The organism is Mesorhizobium liriopis, from assembly GCF_024053505.1.
Classification (GTDB): Bacteria; Pseudomonadota; Alphaproteobacteria; order Rhizobiales; family Rhizobiaceae; genus Mesorhizobium_B; species Mesorhizobium_B liriopis.
On the sequence record NZ_JAMXQS010000005.1, the window covers coordinates 196,834 to 217,375 of the forward strand.

Annotated in this window: 24 protein-coding genes and 1 tRNA gene; 19 read left to right on the top strand and 6 right to left on the bottom strand. The window is 60.5% G+C overall.

Going from position 1 to position 20,542, the window contains the following annotated elements; translation table 11 throughout:
* Nucleotides 1-206: 206 nt before the first annotated feature.
* A complete protein-coding gene (locus tag NGM99_RS10935; RefSeq protein WP_289852440.1) occupies nucleotides 207-917 on the bottom strand; it encodes a GntR family transcriptional regulator in 711 nt (236 codons plus the stop codon).
* A gap of 91 nt (nucleotides 918-1,008) precedes the next feature.
* Here NGM99_RS10935 and NGM99_RS10940 point away from each other — a divergent pair, with 91 nt between their 5' ends.
* The 8 genes from NGM99_RS10940 to NGM99_RS10975 all read left to right on the top strand — a co-directional run bounded on the left by NGM99_RS10940 (nucleotide 1,009) and on the right by NGM99_RS10975 (nucleotide 8,311).
* A complete protein-coding gene (locus NGM99_RS10940; RefSeq protein WP_252818830.1) occupies nucleotides 1,009-2,025 on the top strand; it encodes an Ldh family oxidoreductase in 1,017 nt (338 codons plus the stop codon).
* 13 nt (nucleotides 2,026-2,038) lie between these two features.
* Nucleotides 2,039-3,271: an iron-containing alcohol dehydrogenase gene (locus NGM99_RS10945; RefSeq protein ID WP_252818832.1), complete on the top strand. Its 1,233-nt coding sequence runs from the start codon at nucleotides 2,039-2,041 to the stop codon at nucleotides 3,269-3,271.
* Nucleotides 3,272-3,287: 16 nt separating this feature from the next.
* The gene (locus tag NGM99_RS10950) at nucleotides 3,288-4,769 is read left to right on the top strand and encodes an NAD-dependent succinate-semialdehyde dehydrogenase (protein WP_252818834.1); all 1,482 of its coding nucleotides are present in this window, start codon (nucleotides 3,288-3,290) and stop codon (nucleotides 4,767-4,769) included.
* 6 nt (nucleotides 4,770-4,775) lie between these two features.
* Complete coding sequence (locus tag NGM99_RS10955; RefSeq protein ID WP_252818836.1) at nucleotides 4,776-5,621, top strand: alpha/beta hydrolase; 846 nt, start codon at nucleotides 4,776-4,778, stop codon at nucleotides 5,619-5,621.
* Between the two features lie 33 nt (nucleotides 5,622-5,654).
* The gene (locus NGM99_RS10960) at nucleotides 5,655-6,338 is read left to right on the top strand and encodes an AprI/Inh family metalloprotease inhibitor (protein WP_252818838.1); all 684 of its coding nucleotides are present in this window, start codon (nucleotides 5,655-5,657) and stop codon (nucleotides 6,336-6,338) included.
* Nucleotides 6,339-6,497: 159 nt separating this feature from the next.
* On the top strand, nucleotides 6,498-6,938 hold the full coding sequence (locus NGM99_RS10965) for a hypothetical protein (RefSeq protein WP_252818840.1): 441 nt from the start codon (nucleotides 6,498-6,500) through the stop codon (nucleotides 6,936-6,938).
* The gene (locus NGM99_RS10970) at nucleotides 6,935-7,603 is read left to right on the top strand and encodes an OmpA family protein (RefSeq protein WP_252818842.1); all 669 of its coding nucleotides are present in this window, start codon (nucleotides 6,935-6,937) and stop codon (nucleotides 7,601-7,603) included. Before NGM99_RS10965 ends, NGM99_RS10970 begins: the two co-directional genes overlap by 4 nt.
* A gap of 453 nt (nucleotides 7,604-8,056) precedes the next feature.
* Nucleotides 8,057-8,311, top strand: coding sequence for a hypothetical protein (locus tag NGM99_RS10975; RefSeq protein WP_252818844.1), 255 nt, complete (start codon nucleotides 8,057-8,059; stop codon nucleotides 8,309-8,311).
* A gap of 464 nt (nucleotides 8,312-8,775) precedes the next feature.
* Here NGM99_RS10975 and NGM99_RS10980 read toward each other — a convergent pair whose 3' ends face one another.
* Nucleotides 8,776-9,036 (bottom strand): hypothetical protein, encoded by a 261-nt coding sequence (locus NGM99_RS10980; RefSeq protein ID WP_252818846.1) that lies wholly within the window; start codon nucleotides 9,034-9,036, stop codon nucleotides 8,776-8,778.
* Nucleotides 9,037-9,115: 79 nt separating this feature from the next.
* Between NGM99_RS10980 and NGM99_RS21765 the strand changes: the two genes are divergently transcribed.
* The 6 genes from NGM99_RS21765 (at nucleotide 9,116) to NGM99_RS11010 (ending at nucleotide 11,600) form a co-directional block, all read left to right on the top strand.
* Nucleotides 9,116-9,424, top strand: coding sequence for a DUF982 domain-containing protein (locus NGM99_RS21765; RefSeq protein WP_353937405.1), 309 nt, complete (start codon nucleotides 9,116-9,118; stop codon nucleotides 9,422-9,424).
* 164 nt (nucleotides 9,425-9,588) lie between these two features.
* Nucleotides 9,589-9,873: a DUF982 domain-containing protein gene (locus NGM99_RS10990; RefSeq protein ID WP_252818850.1), complete on the top strand. Its 285-nt coding sequence runs from the start codon at nucleotides 9,589-9,591 to the stop codon at nucleotides 9,871-9,873.
* A 311-nt stretch (nucleotides 9,874-10,184) separates the two neighbouring features.
* A complete protein-coding gene (locus NGM99_RS10995; RefSeq protein ID WP_252818852.1) occupies nucleotides 10,185-10,352 on the top strand; it encodes a hypothetical protein in 168 nt (55 codons plus the stop codon).
* 162 nt (nucleotides 10,353-10,514) lie between these two features.
* Nucleotides 10,515-11,024: a hypothetical protein gene (locus NGM99_RS11000; RefSeq protein WP_252818854.1), complete on the top strand. Its 510-nt coding sequence runs from the start codon at nucleotides 10,515-10,517 to the stop codon at nucleotides 11,022-11,024.
* Nucleotides 11,025-11,172: 148 nt separating this feature from the next.
* On the top strand, nucleotides 11,173-11,418 hold the full coding sequence (locus NGM99_RS11005; RefSeq protein ID WP_252818856.1) for a hypothetical protein: 246 nt from the start codon (nucleotides 11,173-11,175) through the stop codon (nucleotides 11,416-11,418).
* On the top strand, nucleotides 11,415-11,600 hold the full coding sequence (locus tag NGM99_RS11010; protein WP_252818858.1) for a hypothetical protein: 186 nt from the start codon (nucleotides 11,415-11,417) through the stop codon (nucleotides 11,598-11,600). Before NGM99_RS11005 ends, NGM99_RS11010 begins: the two co-directional genes overlap by 4 nt.
* A 366-nt stretch (nucleotides 11,601-11,966) precedes the next feature.
* Here NGM99_RS11010 and NGM99_RS11015 read toward each other — a convergent pair.
* Nucleotides 11,967-12,056 (bottom strand) — tRNA-Ser (locus NGM99_RS11015).
* 316 nt (nucleotides 12,057-12,372) lie between these two features.
* A complete protein-coding gene (locus NGM99_RS11020) occupies nucleotides 12,373-13,428 on the bottom strand; it encodes a YdcF family protein (RefSeq protein WP_252818860.1) in 1,056 nt (351 codons plus the stop codon).
* A 272-nt stretch (nucleotides 13,429-13,700) separates the two neighbouring features.
* On the opposite strand from NGM99_RS11020, the gene NGM99_RS11025 reads away from it, so the two are divergent.
* Nucleotides 13,701-14,168, top strand: a complete 468-nt coding sequence (locus NGM99_RS11025; protein WP_252818862.1) for a hypothetical protein — start codon at nucleotides 13,701-13,703, stop codon at nucleotides 14,166-14,168.
* A 54-nt stretch (nucleotides 14,169-14,222) separates the two neighbouring features.
* On the opposite strand, the gene NGM99_RS11030 is transcribed toward NGM99_RS11025, so the two are convergent.
* Both NGM99_RS11030 and NGM99_RS11035 read right to left on the bottom strand, forming a co-directional pair.
* Nucleotides 14,223-15,119, bottom strand: a complete 897-nt coding sequence (locus tag NGM99_RS11030; RefSeq protein ID WP_252818864.1) for a proline iminopeptidase-family hydrolase — start codon at nucleotides 15,117-15,119, stop codon at nucleotides 14,223-14,225.
* 68 nt (nucleotides 15,120-15,187) lie between these two features.
* Nucleotides 15,188-15,961: a helix-turn-helix transcriptional regulator gene (locus tag NGM99_RS11035; protein ID WP_252818866.1), complete on the bottom strand. Its 774-nt coding sequence runs from the start codon at nucleotides 15,959-15,961 to the stop codon at nucleotides 15,188-15,190.
* 127 nt (nucleotides 15,962-16,088) lie between these two features.
* Between NGM99_RS11035 and NGM99_RS11040 the strand changes: the two genes are divergently transcribed.
* The 4 genes from NGM99_RS11040 to NGM99_RS11055 are packed head-to-tail and all read left to right on the top strand — an operon-like array spanning nucleotide 16,089 to nucleotide 20,520.
* Complete coding sequence (locus NGM99_RS11040) at nucleotides 16,089-16,979, top strand: proline iminopeptidase-family hydrolase (RefSeq protein WP_252818869.1); 891 nt, start codon at nucleotides 16,089-16,091, stop codon at nucleotides 16,977-16,979.
* A 45-nt stretch (nucleotides 16,980-17,024) separates the two neighbouring features.
* Nucleotides 17,025-17,963, top strand: coding sequence for an ABC transporter permease (locus tag NGM99_RS11045; RefSeq protein ID WP_252818871.1), 939 nt, complete (start codon nucleotides 17,025-17,027; stop codon nucleotides 17,961-17,963).
* Nucleotides 17,960-18,811, top strand: a complete 852-nt coding sequence (locus NGM99_RS11050) for an ABC transporter permease (RefSeq protein WP_435371422.1) — start codon at nucleotides 17,960-17,962, stop codon at nucleotides 18,809-18,811. The genes NGM99_RS11045 and NGM99_RS11050 overlap by 4 nt, the downstream gene beginning before the upstream one ends.
* Nucleotides 18,808-20,520 (top strand): dipeptide ABC transporter ATP-binding protein, encoded by a 1,713-nt coding sequence (locus tag NGM99_RS11055; protein ID WP_252818873.1) that lies wholly within the window; start codon nucleotides 18,808-18,810, stop codon nucleotides 20,518-20,520. The genes NGM99_RS11050 and NGM99_RS11055 overlap by 4 nt, the downstream gene beginning before the upstream one ends.
* The last annotated feature ends 22 nt before the right edge of the window (nucleotides 20,521-20,542 follow it).

A 20,542-nucleotide genomic window follows, 5' to 3' on the forward strand; every position in this document is an offset into this window, starting at 1 on the left:
CTCCTCCTCGAGCCTCTGAATACTGCACCGCACGGCTCTTTGCGGCGCTATCGCGAAAGCTTGCCTGGCTTCTCTTTGCCAGGAGCTACAGACCGGCAACTCCTCGCCCCACCGGCCCAATCCTTGCCTGCTCGCTTCTCAGCGCAGACCACGACACGTGCGCCATGCTTGTTCGAAGCCCCATGCGCACTTCGCTGCCGGACTCTTCATTCGAAAACTTGACTAAGGCGGCTCCGCGAACGTTCAATATGAGTACGCATCGCATTTTCTGCCGCGCCGGGGTCTCTGGCTTCGAACGCCGCCATTATGTTGGCATGCTCATCGAGCGCCTCGTCGGTGACACGAGCATGGAACATCAAGCGAAAGATGTGAAAATGAGTGTGCTGGTGCCACAGGGTCTCGCGGATCAGCTGGTTGCCGGCAGTCTCTAAGATCTTGTCGTGAAAGACAGCGTCCAGTCGGGCGAAGCTTGAGTAGCGGATCCTCTCGTCTCCCCCATCACGCATCATCATCTGGGTTGCCGCCTCCTTCAGCGCCACCAGGACATCAGCATCGAGGTTGGTTGTGGCAGCCTTTGCCGCGAAAGGTTCAAGGCACAGCCTGAGTTCGTATAGTTCGTTGAAGTCCCTCTTTGTAATCTGCGGCGCAGCGCTGTAGCCAATGAGATGGGTCTTTTGCACCAGACCTTCAGCTTCCAACCGGCTCAACGCCTCGCGAATTGGTGTTTGTGAGACATTCAGTTCGCGCACCAATCCGTCGACCGAGATGCGGGCGCCAGGCGCGATCTTGAGCGCCATGAGCTGCCTAAAAATCGCCTCATAGACATCATCGGCACGGCTTGTGGCCCGATGAAGTGATGCAAACCGATCTCCTCCTTCATCTCCGAACCCAGCCTGCAGAGGTATGGCGCCACGCATCGGTTAAATCCTCTTGACATTGGAGCGGTCTAGCAAGAAGTTCGCCCAACCACAATCCTATATCGTATAGGATTTTTTATAGGGTAGAGAAATGATCGTTTCCGCTGACATGATGCGGGAGTTAATTGAAACGCGGCTTCGAGAACTCGACGTCTCACAAGCCGACGCATCATGTCAGGCAATGATTCTGGTAGAAGCAGAACTGCGCGGCCATTCATCCCACGGCCTGCAGCGGCTCCCGCGCATCCTGCTACGCATCGCAAACGGGTTGTGCGACCCGTCTAAATCCGGGACGCACTGCTGGAGATCGCAAGCCATTCTCGAGGTTGATGGTGAAAACGGCTTGGGTCCAGTAGTGGCGGACAAGGCACTAGATGCCTTGATATCTCGCACGAATGAAACCGGTATAGCCGTTGCAGCTATCACTCGTGCCAACCATTTGGGCATGCTCGCGCCCTATGTCGAAAAGGTTGCGCGCGTAGGATTTGTAGCCATCGCGCTTTCATCGAGCGAGGCGCTCGTGCACCCCTTCGGAGGAACGCGTGCCATGCTTGGAACAAATCCGATCGCGATTGCCGTTCCTACTGCACGAGAGCCGTTTGTGCTCGATCTGGCGACGAGCGTGGTTTCGATGGGTCGCGTCCACCACTATGCCGCTTCAGGAAAGCCGCTGGAGCCAAATTGGGCCCGCGATCGCTTTGGGCAGCCAACCACCGATGCCGAGGCAGCAAAGCATGGTGCTTTGGCCCCCTTCGGAGACGCCAAAGGCTATGGATTGGGATTGGCGTTCGAGCTTCTTGTCGCTTCCATCGTGGGTTCCGTTCCAGCACCCGGTATCAGAGGTACGCTCGACGCGCAGCATCCTTGCAATAAAGGCGATGTATTCTTGACTATACAGCCGAACGGGGCTCGAAACCTGATTGAGTTGCTGGCGGACTTTCTGGACGATGTTAGGAGATCGGAGGATGCCGCTGAACGCGCTATCCGCATCCCTGGCGATGGTTCGCGTGAAAGACGCGCGAAGAGCCTTGCCACGGGCATCGAGATTGATGCCGAGCTCTGGCAGCGACTTCAGGACTATGCGCCGCTGCAACCTTTTGCGGCATAGAGGAACATTAGACATGAATCTTTTCGCGGCTATCCGGCTGCCCGGCGAAATCCTGTTCGGCGAAAACCAAAGGGCTTCACTCGGCGCCGTTGCGGCTAAGTGGGGAAGGCGCGCACTTGTCTGCACAGATGCGCGCTTCGCAGCGACCGAACTGTTCGAGGAGCTGCTTGCTATACTTGATCACTCCGATATCGCTGTGCATGTGTATGATGGCGTGTTGCCTGATGTTCCGCGTGACAGCGTGGGCAAGTGCGCAGATGACGCGAGGGGCTTCGCCCCAGATTTGATAATCGGCGTTGGTGGCGGCAGTTGTCTGGACATGGCGAAATGTGCTGCCGTGCTACTTTCGCATGGAGGCGCGATCCAAGACTATTACGGGGAGTTCAAGGTTCCTGGCCCCATTCTGCCTGTTATCGCCGTTCCCACGACGGCTGGCACAGGTTCTGAAGCGACACCCGTTGCCGTTATCTCCGACCCTGACCGTACGCTGAAGGTTGGTGTGTCGAGCCCGTATCTTATTCCTACAGCTGCGGTTTGCGATCCAGCTCTGACAGTAACATGCCCCCCTGGCTTGACCGCGATTGCGGGAGCCGATGCCTTAACCCATGCGATCGAGGCATTCACTGCACAAAGGCGGCCAGCGGATCCAATGCTGGCTCAGGAGCACGTCTTCATAGGCAAGAGTGCCTTGACTGATCACTTCGCGCTTTTGGCAATTCGGCTTCTGGGTCGCAGCCTTGAGCGTGCAGTTCTGGATGGCAGTGATGCGACAGCGCGCGCCGATGTCATGTTGGGCGCGCTGGCGGCAGGCTGCGCATTCGGCACAGCTGGAACAGCCGCTGCTCATGCCATCCAGTATCCGGCCGGCGCTTTAACTCATACACCGCATGGTATGGGTGTCGCGGCAGTGCTGCCGTATGTGATGGGCTTCAACAAGCCAGCTTGCCTGGATGAACTAGCCGAGATCGCCATCGCTCTTGGTGTCTCCGTCAGCGGTCGTGCTAAGGATGATTTGGCGGACGCGGCGATTGTAGAGGTCAACCGTCTGTTTAAGGCAATTGGCATCGTGCCAAATCTTCGCGAGCTCGGCTTGCCGGCGGACAAGATCGGCTGGACGGCCGAGCAAGCGCTTGGAATTGAGCGTCTCATCAAGAATAATCCTCGTCCGTTTGACCTCTCATCTATGAGGCGTCTCGTCGAGGCTGCCTATGACGGCGGAGTCTCTGCGATTGAGATCGCGAACTAATTGGAAGCTTCAATCTATGAATATTCATTCACTGCCTGAAACTCACTCGTTGGAATCAATTGGCTTCCATCATCGCGAAGGCTTGTACATCAATCGCGAGTGGCGGGCTGCCGCTGGTGGCGAGACGATCCAAGTGGTTGACCCCTCTACCGAAACCGTGCTCGCTCATGTTGCCGATGCGAGTGTGGAAGATGGCATCGCAGCAGTCGACGCAGCTTCAGCGGCGGCGGACAGCTGGCGCAATACCGCACCACGCACTCGCTCGGAAATCCTGCGCCGCGCGTTCGAACTCATGAATGCCCGGGCCGAGATGCTGGCTCAGCTAATCTCACTTGAGAACGGCAAGGCTCTGCGAGATGCTAGGGGTGAGGTGTCCTACGCGGCCGAATTTTTCCGTTGGAATGCAGAAGAGGCAGTACGCATCAAAGGCGACTTTGGGTTTGCTCCGTCAGGCGCCAATCGGATCATTGTGGATTACGAGCCGATTGGCATAGCACTGCTGATCACTCCCTGGAATTTCCCGGCGGCCATGGCAACCCGCAAGATAGCTCCCGCGCTTGCAGCAGGCTGCACCGTCATCCTCAAGCCGGCTAGCGAGACACCACTTACAGCTTACGCCCTTGCAGCGCTTCTGGAAGAAGCTGGCGTTCCGCCAGGTGTGGTCAACGTTCTCACGACGTCCAAGGCTGACGACGTTACGGGAGCAATCATGCGTGACCCTCGCGTCCGTAAGCTATCCTTCACCGGATCGACCGGCGTTGGCCGTCACCTCTTGGCAAAAGCCGCCCACTCCGTTCTGAGCTGCTCGATGGAACTGGGCGGAAACGCTCCGCTGATTGTCTTCGATGATGCTGATCTCGATGTCGCCATCGAGGGTGCGATGGTGGCAAAGATGCGCAATGCTGGGGAAGCCTGCACGGCCGCCAATAGGCTCTACGTTCACGAAGAGATTTATGACGAATTTGCACGTCGGCTCGTCGCCCGCATGGATACCCTTGTAGTCGGCCCGGGCGTCAACCCTGAGACGGAGTGTGGGCCGATGATCACCCGCAAGGCGGTTGAAAAGATAGATCACCTCGTATCCGATGCAGTATCACGTGGTGCGAAGCGCATATGCGGTGGCGAGATCACTGCAGGGTCGGGATATTTTTATCCGCCCACAGTTCTTGGGGACGTTTCCCTCGACGCCGCGATGGCCCACGAGGAAATTTTCGGCCCGGTAGCACCGTTGACCCGCTTCTCATCAGAGGAAGAGCTCATCAACCTTGCCAACAACACCGAATATGGACTTGCGAGTTACATCTTCAGCCGTGACGTATCACGCGCAATGCGGGTGGCTCGACGCATTGAAAGCGGAATGGTTGCCATCAATCGCGGGCTGATGTCTGACCCTGCAGCACCCTTCGGAGGAGTGAAGCAGAGCGGTCTGGGGCGCGAAGGCGGTGCTCATGGCGTGTTGGAATACCTCGAAGCCAAATACTTGGCTGTCAGCATCTAACTTTCCATGGAGCGCGCCACGGCTACAGACCTGTTCAGAATTCGAGATCACGTTCCGGATTTTGATGGCATTGTCGAAGAAATCAGGGAGCGCAGCCGTCGAACAAGGAGTGTTCTTCGATGCCACCTGAACGTTGCGTTCGGCTCGGGCTCCAGTGACAGGATCGACTTGTTTTTTCCTGACACCGCTGCGGGCGATAGACCTGTCCACCTGTTCATACATGGCGGATACTGGCGAATGTTCACCAAGGAAGACTATTCGTATGTGGCCGATACGGTAACGAACGCTGGTGCCATTGCTGCGATCATGGATTATACCCTGATGCCAGCAGTTCGTATGGAAACTTTAATTCTTCAGGTGCGGGCAGCGAAAAACTGGCTGCAGGATAAAGCAGAGTCGTTTGGGGGAATGGCTTCTCGCTTAACTGTCAGCGGCCACTCGGCCGGCGCACATCTTGCAACATTCCTGCTAGAAGATACTGATCCCAGAATTCAAACTAACCGCACTCTGCTTCTAGGAGGAATCTACGACCTGAAGCCACTGCAGAAATCTTTTCTTCAGGCCGAGATTTCGCTGACCGACGACGAAGTGGAGCGATATTCACCGTTGAATCGTTCGCTGAGCAAGCAAAGCGACGTTACGGTGCTCGTTGGTGAGAAGGAAACGCTGCCATTTCATCAGCAAGCCAAAGCCTTTGCGTCCCATCTCGCAATGAATGGATCCCGATCTACGTTCCATCAACTCGCCGGAGCAGATCATATGACCAGTGTTCGTGACCTTGGGAAACCGGGAACGGAAGCAAGTTACATCCTCGAAGGATTTGTCAACGACCCCATTTCCAATCAATTATGAGCGACTATTGCTTACTTACGCGGTGGGGGTGCAATGAAGCGACTTATCATGGGTGCTGCGATACTCATGAGCATGTCAGGCTCTCGAGCGTGGGCGGAGCCCGTACCATCGTATATCCAGGATAGCGTCGGCGCATGGCTTATTGCCACCGACGATGGCAAGCCCGGTTGCAATGTTTCACTGTCAGCTGATCGTGTTGGCGACCACTTCAAGATTGCTCCCTCTTCCGATTGCGCTTCGCGGTTGCCAACAGTTTCTCGTGCCACAAGTTGGAATTATGATTCCGGCGTTCGGCTCTTTGCCGCGGATGGAAGTCTCCTCCTCGAATTTGCGGAAGACGAAACCACGATCATGAAGACATCGTTCGAGACGCCGCCTGTCCATTTCATGGTTCCGGCAAAATCAGGCGTCGACCACGCGCCTTTTGCACCGGCTCTCGTCGGCAGTTGGGTTTTGCAGCGCCCCGGTGGGCCAACCCTATGTCCGCTGGTGCTGAACAAGGATGCACAATCCGATGACACAGAACTGACTGTGAAGACTGGTTCGCCCTGCGACGGGGCAGTCGCGCGCCTCAAGCTCGACAGCGCCCGTGTCGAAGACTTCACCTTGATGCTCTACGGCAAGCCAGAAACGTCCCTGAGCTTCGAGCCTTCCGGCTCCGATAGGTTCACCAAGACGGAAACCGGCAAGCCTCTGGAGATGGTGCGGGCACACTAAAGCAGGTGTCGCTGACCCACTCAGGCGTCTTTGTTGATGGGAGAGCTACAGACGTAAGCAGAAGGATTTCCGCCAGCCCCCGTCAGCGCTTGTCCCAAAATCGCAACTATGTAACGCTACGTCATGTTCCGATTGGAGAGCTCGCCGATGCTGAGATGCATGCCCTCGCTGCTTGTTGTTGCATTGTCACTGATTGGTGTCTCGGCGGCCTTCGCTCAAAATGCGTCGATGACGGTCGAGCTCCGACCTGGTATTTCCGCCAAAGTCATCGACCTCAAGCGCGTGCCGGGACAAGAGATTGTTCAGTTGGACTACGAGGTCGTCAACAACAGCAGTACTGCAGTGAACCTCGCTGAACTTGGCATCGGACGCGTAGGTTACGGTCTCGACGAGATCACGCTTTACGATTTTCCCAACAAGATCAGCTTCAAAATCGGGGTTGCCAGCGAATGCCTGTGCACGCAGCCTCCCGAGGCCCCTTTGAACTCGGGTGAGACGTTCAAGGCATGGGCGTGGTTTGCACCGCCTGCAACAAGCCCTGGTCCGTTTGCGGTCCGCTTCGGTTCGACATTGCCGATCATGGACGTGCCCCTGCAATGAGCGTGCGTCTCCTGTTTTGGGCGGGGGCGACTGTGCTGCTGATTTCCAGGCCATCTCAGGCTCAAGACGCGCCACCCGCAACCGTCCCACCAAACTTCTCGGCGAGCGCGCCAGGCATTGGTTTTGCATCACCCTCGATCGGCTTTTCTTCGCCGAACATCGGATATGCCGCGCCAAGGATAGAATTCGTTTCGCCCGCCATGACAGACGAGGAACTTGCCTTTGCACCGAAGCCCCCTGCTCCGCCGCCACCGGCTGTCAAAGGTCTGGAGGTAACGGAAGTCGAGGGAGGTGTGCGCTACACGCTCTCGGCCGACATCCTGTTCGACTTTGACAAGGCGACGTTGCGCCCCAAGGCGACCCAAGCGCTTGAGGCCATGTCGAGCGATGTGCGCCAGCGCTTCGCCCAACCCCGGTTCCTTGTTGACGGCTATACCGACAGCAAGGGTAGCGACAGCTACAATATGAAGCTTTCACTTCGCCGGGCTGCGGCCGTGAAAGACTACCTGACGGGCAAAGCCAACTTTCCTGCCGAGACAGTGCAAACAGAAGGCCGAGGCGAGGCAAGCCCGGTTGCGGCCAACGAAACTTCAGACGGGAAGGACGATCCGGAAGGACGCCAGAAGAACCGCCGCGTGGAAATCTTGGTGAAGGCGGTGGAATAGTTTCAGTTGTCAAAAGTCCGGATCGAGTGGTCGCCAGTCCTTGAGCAATGGTATGATGCCTTTCAGCGACGCGCCATCTTAGTAGCTCGCCCGGGCGTTGAACATCTCGACCGCGTTGTTGAACTGCCGAATTGCCTTACTGCGTCGTCCGGCGCTTTAGCGTTTGGGGCTTCCGAACATAGCGCGCAAGGATGACCAATCTGTCCGCGTTGTGCGCAACGACGTAGCTCTTTCGGCTTACACTAACTCGAAGCCACCTTTTGTTAGGATTGGCTTGCCTGCTCGCATCTGATTCAGTCTCAGAACCGGCTACTCCCTGCAAGTTGTGGCCGGCGGATACCCCGGCGTCTTCCCTACCAACCCCCAAGGCGGGCGCCGGGCCCCGGTTTTTACGTGGGTAGATGGTCAAGGGTCCCACTCGGACCTCAGCTTTTCCACGCGGGAACACGTGTCGTGAACAGCCACGGCGATCCTGATAACGTTTGCAAGAATGATAAGGCTGCACGCGCCGAACTGGAGGATGTGGCCGCCGCCGGCCACCCACCAGATACCTACGCCATTTCCCACGATTGGTGCAGCGGCAAGCAAACCAATTGGCAGCATGCTCAAGTAGGTTTTCCGAAAAATGACAACTGGATCGTCGGCTTCAGCGATCGAGTTGGTGTAATCGAGCCATCGCGCGAAAAGCGTTCTGTGACGAGCGCCTAGTCGAAATTCAGAGCTTGGCTTGGCTGCCAACTCAATAGCTCCCCTTCGAACAGATCAGTCTCTGTTGATAGGCCAAGAGGTCAGCAAGCAGACCGTTAAATCCGCGGGCGCCGGGCCTTGCAAAGAAAGGGCTCCGAAGCAGTAACCCCCAGCGGCCTCGAAGCCCCTTGTGGCGTGCTCATTTCGGCTCAACCACTTAGTCAGCATGCGCCTGGTGATGATGCCCGACAATACGGCCTTAGGTCTGCTCTGCCTCGCGAGCCACAATGACCAGTTCTTTTACCGGACCTGTCGCCCTGCCCTTCACCCATCATAGCTTGCCGGCTCTGCCTCCACCTTCGCCGGCAGTCCCAGCCCTTGTCCACCTTCGGCCAAACCGTGAGCGGCACACGCGGGCTTTCGACCACGATAGGCCACCCCCGGAAGTTCAGAACGTTGCAGCCGTAGCGCAGGCGAATGTAGTACTACGCCTTGCCCGGCGGCACGGTCTCAGGGATCGTAATCGTGCGGTCATAGACCTCTCGGCCAGGCCGCGTGCCGTTCGTCCGCGTGTAGCCGTTGACCACATGCTCGAGCCCGTCCTTGTCGACGATCGCGCGGCTGGTGTTGATGATCTCGCAGATGCGCTTGCGGTCGACGGCGAAGCGGATCTCGGTCTGTCCGCCAACGTCAAGGCGAGGATCGGCATGGAACGCCTCCTCCAAGCCCTCGTTGGCCCGGGCCAAGGATGCATTCGCATACGTTATTGCGGCGTCGCATCGAGGCTAACAAAATCGCAGCGTTAGAATCAGGGAGGTTACCAACGTGAACTGCTTTGCATTCGACACACCGATCTCGATCTTAGTCGGATTCGGCTATCCAAAAGACATCGCGAACGTCCGTCAGGCATTCGAATTCCTGAATGAGTGGAACACGGCCCGCCGAGGCCCGCTGTTCATCAAAGCCTCCAGCGCATGTTCCAAAGCCATGAATGGCGAGGTCTCGGCCGACGAGGCCCGTTCGGCCTTCATGCTCTTCGCAGACGCATCCGGCATCCTCCGACACAACAATGATCTTCCGGATGCGGTGGTGATCGATACCGCTGAGCGCGCTGGCAGACAGCTCCGCGCCTGAGAGAGATGTGGAGGTGGTTTTCATCAAGCCACCTCCCCGCATTGCCGGCTTCGAGACGCTTGACGACCGACGATCCCCTTCACAAATTCTGCGACTGCCGCGGTGAAGCGGCGCCTATCTAACCCGCAGGCCACATGTGAGGCCCAAGAGCCAAGGAGGTCACTATGTTCGCGAAACCATTCGAAAAGCCCGTCCGCGTTTGGGTGGGACTTGGCTTTCCCAGACAGCTGAACAATGTCATCGACGCCTACCAGATGCTGATGGATTGGAACGGCAACAGCCCTGAGCAGAAAGCCGCTATCCGCGCCTGCAAGGCGGCACTGTGCGGGGACGTCGATACGGAGACCGCACGCGGCGTCTTCGTTGCCTTCGCGAAGAAGAAGGACATCCTGGTCGAGGACGAACTGGTGCCGCCCCAGATCGCTGCGCGCACAGACAGCCACGTTTGATCGGGGGATCGTTGAGAGGGCGGTGGACGTGCCGCCCTCAACTCCCTTGCAGAAGGTTGCGGCCACGGACAACTACTCCGCCGCCTGCACGGTAGGAGCTGCAGCATACCACTCTTCGCTGCCAGAGAATGGGTCGCGGAACTCGCCCTCGCCAGCGGATCGGGCGTTTTGTTTGGCAGGCGACCCAAGAGTCGTCTGCTTTTCAAGAATTGGGAAAGGCCTGTGAGGACCAGAACCTTTTCACCGACCCAACAGAGCCTCGCGCGCACAAAATTGGCGTCGAAACGGGCTATTTCGCCGCCAGCGAGTTGATGAACGACACCTGCGAGCGGTTGGTTGATATCTCGAACCGCATTCGCAGCCTCACGCCCACGACGCTGACAGGCCTCGCTATCTGGGCACGGGCTGCGCTGTTTGAGAGCTACGATTACGAACCGCGCGACGTGTCCTTCACCGAGAGCGACTGGCGAGAGCGCTAGATACACTACCTTGTTGCACAGAGTGAGCGCATGGCGGGCGAGAGCCGAGCCAGCGCCTAGCGCTTCCCCAGCGCAAGACGTGCCAGCGTCCTAGCGCGACCCCTCCCGCCAAGTGTGCCGCGTATTGGCGGGAGGGCACCTTTCACCATCGGAGATATGCAGATGCCGAACACTCACGTTCCGGCAAGCGCCAGCGGCTTGCCTATTCCCAGCCTTCATGAGCTTTCGGGGCACCCTGACGCCAAGCTTATCGCCATCGGTCAGAAGATGGCCGCGCTCTACCCTCAGTTTGTTGAGGTTGACCGAGCCCGCCTCGCGACGTGGACGGCGTGGGATGACGCCAGCACCAAGGCGGGGAAGCGCCGCGACATGTGGGCAACCGACCAGGGCTATTCCCTTCCTGAATATGCTGCTTACGACCAAGCCTTTGAGCTGGCGGGCTTGCTGCAAGTGCAACTGAACACATTGGGCCAACGCGCCCTAGAACTGCCGCCGACCACGTTGGAAGGGCTCGCGGCTTATGCAGTAGCTGTTCGGCATATGGGCATAGATAAGGGCGAACACGCGAAAGATTACCCCGACCTCGATTTCCAAGCTGTCCGCATCGCTGATTTCACCCGCATCGTTCGGGAAGTTGTGCGCGCCACAACTGGTAAGGAGTGGGGCCTTTGAGAAACCCCCGCACTTCAAACACCGCGAAGGCTAAGCGCTCACGCGCTCCGCGCCCGCACCCATCGGACGAGCGGACGTTCATCGTGAACCCACGAAGGGCGGCGGCGGCATCGAATGGTGGTCAACGGATATAACCGGCGATTACGCCTTGGACTGCCGCAAGGGCGAGGAGTTGGCGTCTCAATACCTGGCCTACCTCGCCAAGCATCCAACCAACGGCAACGTGGTGACGCTGGGCTGGATTGTTCGCGAAATGGCCGACCGCTTCAAAGCGGGCGAGCCTTGGACCCGCGCCATTGTCGGTTTCTTGGGGCGGCTGGCTGAGCCGGCTATTCTTGGCGCGGTTATCGAGCAGCAAGTGCGGCCAAGGAATACATCGGAGGCGGCGGCATGATTTCGCCTTACGCCAACGAACAGCGCGCCTACCGTGCAGCCATAGAGAACGAGGTTGAGCGGCTGATTGCCATTCTCGACCGCCTCCATGCCGACCCAGACCTAGAGCCCAACGGGTACGAGTGGGACGAGGGCGATATGCCTGAGAACTGCGATTGGGTTCCGTTCGGGGCAGTCGCATAAAGCGGCCCGGCACATCGGGCAGATGGTGCCGGGCCGACTGGGGCGACGGACCCCCGAACATCGCCCCTGTCCTTTCCATCTCAATTGAGTGCTCAGCGACCGGCACCGCTCCGTGGGGGGTAGAGTCTCAATGGGCGCCGGAGCGCTGAGCTGCTTGGGGAGGGGGACCTTGGCCAAGCTCTCGGATGCTTTCCCCAGATTTATAAGCGCGCACTTACATTTGTCAGGCGAAACGAAGATTTCTTCGCGCCACGGGAGAGCCAGATACAGAGAAGCCTAGCGTCTGCTCGATTGTGCGTAGAAGTGTGCAACTGAAGCCGGCCCACTCCCAAGAATGCGGCGTTTGCGCCTGTTGCATCTTGGAAATGGCGGAGAGGGAGGGATTCGAACCCCCGATACCCTTGCGAGTATGCCGCATTTCGAGTGCGGTGCTTTCAACCACTCAGCCACCTCTCCAAGCCTTGGTAACGTTCGCGAAACCGGGAAGACGCGGTGGTTGAGGTCGCGCTTGGTGGCCAGCTTGCGGGCGAACGTCCTTGGACGCGCGCTTCTGTAGCCTCAACTCGGCTGCGCCGTCAACATGCGTTGGCACATCTTCTGCCATTCGCATCGATACACGGATCGGTGGAGGCGGCAGCTTATCCGACGGCCAAGGGCTCGGCTCGAGAAGCCCTCACCTTGCCGTCGGATCTGGCACCTTCCGCGCTCGGCTTCATCGATCCACTCTACGCCTTGCGCGAATGCCTGGGGATAAAGCCAGCCCCCCGCGAACTCACTGCTGAAGGCCGGGATAGGCCCACATGCCAGAGACGCGCATGAGGTCGCGATAGACCACCAGGCGCTCGTCGGGCGTTACCTTCGCCGCCTCTCCGAGGGTCGGTGCGTCCAATGCTACCACAGACAAGACGGGTGCGGCGATGCCGGCCTGATCGAGGGCTTCCTCGAGCACGGCGCGGGCCCGGCGCATGTGACTGGAACTGGTGATGAGGATCACGGTGTCGGCCGTGTGGCGGCGCAGGAGATTTGCGACATTGAGCACATTGCCGACCGTGTCCTTGGACTTGTCCTCGATCATGATGCGGTCACGGTCCACACCGCGCTCCACCAGCCATTTCATCATCACGTCGCCCTCGGTCACACCCACCTGCGGCTGGCCGCCCGTCACCATCACGCGGGCCTCTGGGTTGGCCTGGGCTGCTTTAAGGCCCAGGTCGAGGCGGTCGAGAAGCGGCTTTTCGGCGGTCCCGTCCTTCGCCAGCGCATAGCCGAGCACAACGATCGTGGTTTTGCCGGGAACGACCGGAACATCGATGTTGTGCTTCTCCGCCATGATCTGCTCGACGCGCACGAAGCGACGCCGGTAGGTCTCGGCGCGGCTCGCGTCGAGGCCGGCAAGCGACTGGTGGGAGAGTGACGCCAGCGTCTCGTCCTCGCCGACGCGCGCCAAAGCTTCGAGCCAGGCCTGGGCCTCGAAGGAATTAGGATTCTTGGCGAGGATCGCGCGATAGGTTTGCGCTGCCTCGTCGGTTTTCTTCTGCAGGATTTGGGAAGATGCCACGGCAAACAGGAAATCCAACCGCTCGGGCGCGAGCTTGGCGGCCTCCCGGAACGACTGCTCCACCACATCATAGCGGCCGTGAAGCGTGATGCCCTTGAAGACCTCGGCTTCCGCTTTCTTCACGTCGCCGCCGGTCCAGTAATATTGCATGCCGGTGTCGACCAGCGTCTTGATGCGCGCGGCATCGGCGGGATCGAAGGCCAAGGCGGGGGAAAGGGTGGAGGCCGAGATCAACGTCGCGGAAAGGGCGACAAGCAGCTTGCGGATCATGGTGTCCTCCTGGCGGGTTGGGGGTCTGGGCCGAGCCCTGTCAGATCAAAGCGGAGCCGGCCTGTCCACCCATGGTGACGGGAAAGCCAACCCGGATAGTCCGGCCCAAGGTGAGCGGACGGCTCAAAAACTATCCTGCACCGCGACGCGGCGAATGGTTCGGCGGTGACCGAAGCCTCGGTTCAGCAAGAGCGTGACGCGAGCCGACTTCGTTCAGTCCCCCTTCAGGTTCGCGCGCCCTATATCAGGGCAATGACCTCTGGAGGCATCTCATGAAACGCGGCCTTATCGCACTCATGGCAGGCTTGATGCTGCCCGCCTTACCCGCTCTTTCCGCCGAGCCCTGCGTGAAGCGGCAGTTGCGCGACGGCGGCTCCGTCTGTCAGGACAGGCCGCTCAGCACGTATCGCAACAGGGAAGAGCGGCGCGACGACCGGGATCGCGACCGCGACCGCCAGAACGAGCGCGACAGGGATCGTGACCGTCAGGAGCGGCGTGAACGCGAAGCGCGGCGCGACCGCGAAGAGCAACGCGACAGGCAGGAGCGTCGCGAAGCACAGCGGAGGGAAGAGCGCCGGCAGGAAGAGCGGCGTATCGAGCAGGCCCGTCGGGACCAGGAGCAGTATGAGCAGCGCCAGCGCGAAAGACGCTACGAGCGCAGCGATGACGACTACGACTATGACCGACGCGATCACCGTCGCGACTGGGACGACGATGGCTATTATGACGACGACTACTGAGACTGGAGTAGTCCCGCATGAGCGCGTGGACCGGCACGGCTCTCCGGCAGACGGTCAATCATAGACCCGCAGGAATTCCGACACGGCTCCGAGACACGCATCCTTTTCCTCGACATGAGGCATGTGCGAGGAATTCTCGAAGACGATCGCGCGGATGTCGGGCACTTTTTCCCGATAGGGCCGCACCACTTCGGGCGTGGCCTCGTCATGGCGACCGGAGATCAGCAGCGTCGGCGCCTCGATCAGATGAAGGCGATCCTCGATCGTCCAGTCTCTCATCGTGCCGATGACATGGAATTCGGTCGGGCCGTTCATGTTGCGATAAACGGTGCTGTCCTCGTCCATGATCGCGAAGGTGCGTGCGACCTCCGCCGGCCAGGGCGTCAGGCGGCAGACATGGCGGTCGTAGAAGACGCGGGAGGCCGCGATGTATTCGGGATCGCTGAGCGTGCCGGCTTCCTCGTGACGAAGCAGAATGGCCTGGATTTCTGCAGGAAGGTCGCGGCGCAGGCGGTTGGCCTCGCTGACCCAGGTGTGCATGTTGGCGGGCGAGTTGGCGATTACCAGCGCTTTGAGACCTTTTGGCCGGAGCACGGCATGTTCGGCGCCCAGCATGCCGCCCCAGGACTGGCCGAGAAACGCGTAGCGGTCCTGGATGGCGAGATGGGAAAGCACCGCGTCGAGCTCTTCCAGAAAGAGCGCCACCGTCCAGAAGTCGGGGCCCTTTTCGGGCAGGCGCGTCGAGTTGCCGTTGCCAAGCTGGTCGTAGTGGATCACCGCGCGACCATCGAGGGCTGCGATATCCTTGAAGCTGTCGACATAGTCATGCGTGCAGCCGGGACCGCCATGGGCGACGACCATCGGCAACTTGCCCGACTCGAGCGAACCGGTGATGCGATACCAGGTCCGGTAATCGCGAAACGGTAGAAAGCCTTCCTGCGGCGGCGTCATCGATCGAAATCCCCTCTTGTTTCGGGAAAGCCTAGCGAAGAGGCAGCGGAGGCGGCAGCTATCAGAACTTATAGGGGATCGGCTTCAAGCAACCCGTATCGGGCGGCGCGCACCACGGCTTGGGTGCGGTTGCGCGCGCCGAGCTTCTTCATGGCGCTGTTGAGATGCATCACGACAGTGGGCACCGAGCGCTCGATCAGGCGCGAAATTTCCTTGGCGGACAGTCCGTGCGCCGAATGGCGCAAACATTCGCGCTCGCGCTCGGTCAGCTTGAGCGCCGCCACACCTTTCAGCCGCGCATCGATCAGCGCCCAGGCATGCTCGTGGAAGACATGCGCGAGAAGCCCGAAATCCGCGACATTGCGCAGGGCCGCACGCGCGAAGTCGCGCGGACGGCCGAAGCGAACGCCGGTCACCGTCGCATAGCCGCCATGGGGCAGATGGATCGGCACGGTCACGCCCATCGACATGTCGCGCTCGCGCAAATAGCGCGCAACGGGCTCGGTGCGGTCATCGAGCAACGTGCCGATGGCCGTGTCGGCGCTCGGGTCGTAGTCCCAGAAGAAGGGGGCAGAGGAGCGGGTCGCCACGATCTGCACCGGGTCACAGCGGAAATAGCCGCGCTCACACCAGTATTCATGCATGTCCTCGGGCACGTTCCGCAACTTCAGGAGCGAAGGGATGACGACCTCGCCTTGCGGGTCGGCGCGCACCGGCGTGTAGTCGTAGATCAGTGCCTCGAAGCCGATCGTCCGCATCGCGTCATGCGCATGGTCGATCGTCGCGTCGAGCGTCGTGTCACCGGCGAACTGCCGGCGAAAATGGTCGAAATCGTCCAGCATTCACACGTCAGGCCAGAAGAGTCGGGCGCACCCTATCACTTCTTATAGCTGGATTGGACAGCCTCATCGTCTAACAATTCGCTGAACCGGCGAGGGGCCGGCGAAACCTTTGCGGAGACAAAGGACCATGTGGCGCGAGATCGCTCCCAGTGACCGTATCGAGGTCGTCGTCGACGGCTTCAAAGTCGTCGCCTATTCGTTCGGCGAAGGCATCGAGACCGTGTTCTGCCTCAACGGCGGACCCGGCCTACCCTGCGACTACCTGCGCGAGGCGCATTCCTGCCTCATCGACAAAGGCTATCGTGTGGTCGCCTTCGACCAGCTCGGCACAGGCGCATCCGACCGGCCTTCCGACCCCGCGCTCTGGACCATCGAACGCTATGTCGAGGAAACGGAAGCGGTGCGAGAGGCGCTCGATCTGGGTCGCGTGCACCTGCTCGGCCATTCTTGGGGCGGCTGGCTCGCCATCGACTATGCTCTGGCCTACCCCGAAAACATCAGAACGCTGATCCTTGAGGACACGGTGGCGGACATGCCTCACCTGGCCTCAGAGCTCGAGCGCCTGCGTGCGGCGCTCGGCCCCGAAACTGTCGCCATGATGCAGAAGCACGAGGCGCAAGGCTCTTACGACCACCCCGAATACCTCGGTGCGGTCACCATCTTAAACTATCGCCATGTCTGCCGGCTACCCGAATGGCCCGCGCCCGTGAAGCGCTCGCTCGACGACTGGAACATGGGCCCTTATGCGACCATGCAGGGGCCGAACGAGTTTCTCTACATCGGTAATCTGAAAGACTGGAACCGCGTCCCCGACCTTCACCGGATCACGACGCCGGTGCTAATCACGGTGGGCGAGCATGATGAACTGACGCCGGCCTGCGCGCTGCGCATGAAGCTCGCGCTACCCTCGCCCGAACTCCACGTCATTCCGAACGCCAGCCATATGCCGTTCTACGAGAATCCGGCTGTCTACTATCCGATCCTGCTGGACTTCCTCGAACGGCACGGCGCAAAATGAGGTTAGAGGAAGCGCTCGAGAATCCGACCAACGGATCGCGCACCGATGCATCGCTATAGGTTCGTTCTTACACGGCCGCTGCAGTTCTTGCCTGTTCTGTTCGGCATCAGCGTCATCACCTTTATTCTGGTGCGGCTGATCCCGGGCGATCCGGCGCGCGTGATCCTCGGCACCCGCGCGACTCCCACGGCGATTGCCAATATCCGCGCGCAATACGGCCTCGATGAGCCGCTGATCGCGCAATACTTCTATTTTCTCAGGAACCTCGCCCAGGGCCAGATGGGCCGTTCGATCCTTTACAAGATCGACGTGCTGCGCCTGATCGGCACGCGGGTCGAGCCAACGCTGGTTCTGGTGCTGGCAAGCGTTGTGCTTTCCGTGCTGATCGCCGTCCCCATGGCCGCCCTTGCGGCGCGCAACCAGGGCAAGGCGGCCGACCAGGCGGTGCGCATCGTGTCCACGCTCGGCATCGGCTTTCCGCCCTTTTGGCTCGGGCTGATGCTGATCATCGTGCTCAGCGTCCAGCTCTCGCTTTTTCCCGTTTCGGGCTATGGCAACACGCTTGCCGACAAGCTCGCCCATATCGCGCTGCCAAGCCTCACCATCGCGCTGTCGCTATCGGCCGTGTTGACACGCAGCCTGCGCGTTTCGATGATCGCGATGCTGTCGTCCGATATCGCCACGGCCGCCCGCGCACGGGGCATGCCCGAGCGCATCGTGTTCTGGCGTCACGTGTTCCCCAACTCGCTGGTGCCGACCATCAACCTTCTGGCAGTCAATATCGGCTGGCTGATCGGCGGCACGGTGGTGGTGGAAAGCGTGTTCGCCATTCCCGGCATGGGCCAGCTTCTGGTGCGCGCCATCTTCTCGCGCGATTACATGGTGGTGCAAGGCGTTGCCATGGCCTTCGCCTGCGCCACGGTGTTGGTGAACTTCCTCGCCGACCTCGCGACGGTTGCCGCCGATCCGAGGATCAAGCTGTGAGCGTTTTGGCACGCCCCGCCTTCACGCCCGGCTGGAGCAAGGCGTTTGGCACCAACGGCGCGCTCGCCGCAGGGTCTGCTATTCTCGCACTCTTCGTGCTCGCGGCCCTCTTTGCCCCGCTCATCGCCCCCTATGATCCGATTGCGCAGGACGCCGCCGCGCGCCTCGCCGCGCCTTCGCTCCTCCATCCCTTCGGCACCGACAATTTCGGGCGCGACATCCTTTCGCGCGTGATCTGGGGTACACGGATCGATCTGCAGATGGCTTTCTTCGGTGTGGTCTTTCCGTTCTTGATCGGCACGGTGGTAGGCACGGTCGCAGGCTTTTTCGGCGGCGTGGTCGATGCACTTCTGATGCGCCTGATCGACATCATCCTCGCCTTTCCGTTTCTGGTTTTGATGCTGTCCATCATCGCGATCCTCGGGCCCGGCCTTTCGAGCTTCTATATCGCGATGGCACTGGTCGGCTGGGTTTCCTATGCGCGGCTCGTGCGCGCGCAGATCCTGGTGCTCAAGACGCAGGACTATGCGGTGGCAGCCACCAGCCTCGGCTTCGGGCGTCTCCGCATCATGTTCCGCCATCTCCTGCCCAATGCCATTGCCGGCTCGGTCGTGTTCGTGATGTCGGATGCGGTGCTGGTGCTGCTCAACGGTGCGGCCATCTCCTATCTGGGCTTGGGCGTTCAGCCGCCGGTCGCCGAATGGGGCGTGATGGTCGCCGAAGGCCAGCCTTTCGTGACGACCGCCTGGTGGGTTACGCTCTTTCCCGGCCTGTCCATCGTCGCACTCGCCTTCGGCTTCAGCCTTCTGGGCGACGGGCTCGGACAGCGGCTCGGAGTGGCCGAATGAGCTCGACCCTGCTTTCGGTCCGCGATCTCTCTGTTTCGGTACGTAGCGAGGCCGCGCCGCGACTTCTGCTCGACCGCGTGTCACTCGATCTCGGGCGCGGCGAAATCCTCGGTCTCGTGGGCGAAAGCGGGTCGGGTAAGAGCCTGTTCTGCCGGTCATTGGTGCGCCTCCTACCTTCCCGCGCGCTTGTCATCGACAGCGGCACGGTGCTCCTCGAAGGCCAGGACCTTCTCCAGGCCAGTGAGGCGGACATGCTCGCCGTGCGCGGTGGGCGCATCGGCATGATCTTCCAGAACCCGACCAGCCATCTCGACCCCGTGATGCGCGTGGGCGACCAGATTGCGGAAGGCATTCGTTTCCATCAGGGGCTTGGCAAGGCCGCCGCGCGGGAGGCTGCGCTCGAAATCCTTGCGCAGGTGGGTTTTCCCGATCCGAAGCGGCAGTATCTGAGCTATCCGCACGAGTTCTCGGGCGGCATGCGCCAGCGCGCGATGATCGGTGTGGCCCTGAGTTGCCAGCCCGACATCCTCATCGCCGACGAGCCCACCACAGCGCTCGACGTGACGATCCAGGCGCAGATCCTGCGCCTTCTCACTGAAATCCGCGACCGCACGCGCCTGTCAATCATCCTGATCACTCACGATCTCGGCGTGGTCGCCCAGACCTGCGACCGCATCGCGGTGATGCGGGGTGGGAGAGTCGTCGAGGAAAACACCAAGCGCGCGCTTCTGGCGGCTCCCGGCCACGCCTACACCAAGGCACTGATCGCCAGCCATCCGTCGATCCCGGCGAGGCTTTCGCCAGTCACGACAACGGAAGCCAAAGCTGCCTCCCCCTTGCGCCCCCTCCTCGAAGTGGACGACCTCCATGTCTCCTTCCCGTCGGGCGCCGGCCTGTTTTCGGGCCAACCGCGCGTCTTCAATGCACTCAACGGCGTCAGCCTGCGGGTGATGCCGGGCGAGACGGTGGGCATCGTTGGCGAATCCGGCAGCGGCAAGAGCACGCTCGCGCGCGCCATTCTGGGCCTCAACCCGATTGCGTCGGGCCATGTCGCGTTCGAAGGCAGCAATCTCGCCACGCAGCGCAACGCGACGCTTGCCAAGCTGCGCACGGACGCGGCAATGGTTTTCCAAGACCCGTACAACGCGCTCAACCCGCGCATGACGGTGGGCGAGACGCTGGCCGAGGTCCTGCGCGTGCAGAACAAGGTGCAGCCCGCGCAAATCAAGGCGCGCATCGACGAGTTGCTCGATCTCGTCGGGCTCGACCGCGACTTCGCCACCCGCAAGCCGCGCTCCATGAGCGGCGGGCAGTGCCAGCGCGCCGGCATCGCCCGCGCGCTCGCCGTCGATCCCAAGCTGATCATCGCGGATGAGTGCGTGGCAGCCCTCGACGTCACCATCCAGGCGCAGATCGTGGACCTGTTCCGCGACCTCCAGCGCAAGATGAACCTGACGCTGCTTTTCATCGCCCACGACTTGGCCATCGTGCGCAATCTTTGCGAGCGCGTGGTGGTGATGCATCACGGCAAGATCGTCGAAGAGGGCCGTTCGGCGGACGTCTTCGCCATGCCCAGCCACGCTTACACGGCGGCACTCATCAGCGCCATTCCCGACATCGACCCGGACCGCCCGCTCCACGCGCTGCCTTTGCGGCGTGCGGATAGCTTGCGGGGAATGTCGTCGCTTTCTCTTCAACCGTCCACATAGCCAACAAACAAAGGGGAACAGG